Source organism: Nostoc sp. UCD121 (genome assembly GCF_014222285.1).
Taxonomy (GTDB): Bacteria; Cyanobacteriota; Cyanobacteriia; order Cyanobacteriales; family Nostocaceae; genus Nostoc.
In genome coordinates this window covers 1-2,673 of sequence record NZ_JACKZS010000409.1, presented here as the reverse complement: position 1 = coordinate 2,673, position 2,673 = coordinate 1, and the positions used below count along the sequence as shown (strand labels likewise).

Here is a 2,673-nt window from a genome sequence, read left to right as displayed (position 1 = left end):
GGGTTAGGGTGGGGTAAAACCTTGGTTAATCAGCTATTTCAGATTTGTGTGTACACCGTAGCTTTTAAGGAAGTGAGATTGTCGCCCAGGCGATAGAAGCGGTGAGCTAATGAAGCTTTGAATTTTTTTCCTTCCCTACCAGGCTCCAATGTTGTTGCATCAACCTGCACGTTTGATGCATTGACCTGCACCTTTGATGCTTCGACCTGCACCTTAGTTGCATCAACTTGCACCTTAGTTGCATCGACCTGCACCTTAGTTGCATTAACCTGCACCTTAGTTGCATCGACTTACAAAAGTTAACTCAAGAGATACAAAACCATGAAAAAATTCTTTTCAACTCTAACCCTAACAACAGCTACAGCTTTAACCATTGCAATCACAGGAGGAGCAATGATCGGTAATTCCGTTTTAGGACAGACATCTATTGACTTAGCCAAGTTGCGTAGCGATGTGGTACCTGCACACAACACTTATCGAGCCAAGCATAAGAGTCCTAATGTGACTATCGATGATACTCTCAACCAGAGCGCCCAAGCTTGGGCACAAACCATAGCAGCTAAAGGTGACTTAGAACACAGTACTAATCGAAACAATGTAGGAGAGAACATATACTGGAGTGGAGGTGATGACTCAACAAACTTAGGTAGCGCAGCAGTTCAAGACTGGTACAGTGAAATTAAAGACTATGACTACACCAAACCTGTATTTTCTGGCGACACCGGGCATTTTACTCAGGTAGTCTGGAAGGGCAGTACCAAAGTAGGCTGTGGTGCAGCACCTGGCCCTGCAACAATTGAGGGTACTAAGTACGATGGCTTCTATGTAGTTTGTCAGTATGCTCCCGCAGGTAATGTGCAAGGACAGTTTGCTGATAACGTCCTAAAACCCTAGTTGTCTGCTATTTGCTCAACTTGTTTAAATAAGGTGGGCAAATATAGCGGTTCTTATTTGGATGCAATACACTTTGACCTCTCTCCTTTTAGGAGAGAGGCTTTGAATCTTACTCCCCTTCCCTTATAGGAAAGGGGCTGGGGGTTAGGTCTGTATTGTACTCAACAGAGAAACGCTATATTTGCTCAGTCTTCATGGAGTGGTGACGTTGGCGTAGCCCACCGTAGGTATCCCTACTCTCATCATTCAACATGAGTATTAATTATATGAGACAAAGATCCTAGTCAAAACTTGGATCTTTGTTCGATGCGGCAATTAAGGCGATCGCTATATAATGCATTACGTTCTCAACCCTAGAAAAACAAATTGCAGCGAGTCAAACTCAATAAACCAATTTATCTCATGTAGAGACGCGATTTATCGCGTCTAACAAACCGACACGTAAGAGAGACGCGATAAATCGCCGTCTCTACAAAGAATGGACTCGTCAATTATTCCTTGACAGACTACTATTTCCGACTTGTGTGTACACCGTAGCCGAATCGGAGAGGGACAGACTTGAACGAAAGTTTAAGGCAGGCAGAAGTTGGTCGAACTTACGTTGTGTTAGATGGGCAAATGTTTGCTCGTTCTAAAAATTGGCTAGATGCATAGATTTGTAACTTTGGTACATTGGCTTACACCTTTGTTGCATTGGCTTGCAATTTTGTTGCATCGACCTGCATCTTTGATGTATTAGCTTGCACCTTTGTTGCATAGAAAAAGCAAAAATCAGTTTACCTTTTTCCTAAGCTTGCTTTATCTAAAAACTTCACCTTACCGATAGCTTTAGAGTTGCAATGGGTACATTAAATATGTACCTTACAACAGTATGCTGATATGTCTACCCAAGATACAACACGCCGTTTGCGCCCTCAATTAATTAGTGAAGATGTTAATTCATGGCACGGCTTACAAACGATCGCCACTTATCAAACAACCCGTGCTGATGCCTCTGCTACCAACTTACAGCAAGCTTATCAAGCTATGTTAGCCCACCAACAAGCCGAAACTGAGAAACTAGCTTTATACCGTGCTGCTGCTGATGCTGCGCGATTAGCAGAATGGGAATTTCACAATGCGGTATTAGGGATGAAAGAAGTTGTGCGGGGACAATATGGCGTAGATAGCGATCAAGCTCAAGCGGTAGGATTGAAGAAAAAATCAGAGTATAAGCGTCCTAGCCGCAAAAAGTTAGTCGCATCATGAGCTAGGAAAGATTATCACATTTTAGATGTGCGATCGCTGCCACAAATAATGTAAAGTTCGATCGCACTCTTCGATAGATGAAGAAAAAGCGAGTTATGAACCATCAAGGTCTAATCCTCTGGCTAACAGGGTTAAGTGGCGCGGGTAAAACAACGATCGCCTCATCTGTTGCCCAAGAACTGCGATCGCGGGGTTGCCGAGTAGAATTACTTGATGGTGGTGTCGTTCGCACCCATTTATCTCAGGGGCTGGGGTTTAGCAAAAAAGATCGGGATACAAATGTACGCCGCATTGGCTTTGTTGCAAATTTACTCAGTCGAAATGGGGTAGTGGCGTTGGCGTAGCCCACCGTAGGTATCGCCACTCTCATTAAAGAATTTGGTATTGAAATTCATTTATTACAGCTAGATGTGCGCGATCGCAATGCTGTCGAATCTGCCATTTCTACTCTACAGCCTGCCTGGTCTGACATCGACATTCTCATTAACAATGCTGGTCTAAGTCGTGGTTTAGACAAGTTGCACGAAGCCA

At 43.6% G+C, this 2,673-nt stretch carries 4 protein-coding genes and 1 pseudogene; 4 read left to right on the top strand and 1 reads right to left on the bottom strand.

Features of this window, described 5'->3' with window-relative positions:
- Window positions 1-38: 38 nt before the first annotated feature.
- The gene (locus GNF10_RS36335) at window positions 39-275 is read right to left on the bottom strand and encodes a hypothetical protein (protein WP_185586027.1); all 237 of its coding nucleotides are present in this window, start codon (window positions 273-275) and stop codon (window positions 39-41) included.
- Window positions 276-321: 46 nt separating this feature from the next.
- On the opposite strand from GNF10_RS36335, the gene GNF10_RS36330 reads away from it, so the two are divergent.
- The 4 genes and pseudogenes from GNF10_RS36330 to GNF10_RS36315 all read left to right on the top strand — a co-directional run.
- Window positions 322-894, top strand: a complete 573-nt coding sequence (locus tag GNF10_RS36330) for a CAP family protein (protein WP_185586028.1) — start codon at window positions 322-324, stop codon at window positions 892-894.
- Window positions 895-1,773: 879 nt separating this feature from the next.
- Window positions 1,774-2,142 carry a hypothetical protein gene (locus GNF10_RS36325; protein ID WP_185586029.1) on the top strand — a complete coding sequence of 123 codons (369 nt, stop codon included), beginning with the start codon at window positions 1,774-1,776 and terminating at the stop codon, window positions 2,140-2,142.
- Between the two features lie 95 nt (window positions 2,143-2,237).
- Window positions 2,238-2,486 carry an adenylyl-sulfate kinase gene (locus GNF10_RS36320; protein WP_185586030.1) on the top strand — a complete coding sequence of 83 codons (249 nt, stop codon included), beginning with the start codon at window positions 2,238-2,240 and terminating at the stop codon, window positions 2,484-2,486.
- A 27-nt stretch (window positions 2,487-2,513) separates the two neighbouring features.
- Window positions 2,514-2,673 (top strand): annotated as a pseudogene (locus GNF10_RS36315) (SDR family NAD(P)-dependent oxidoreductase); the annotation flags it as partial.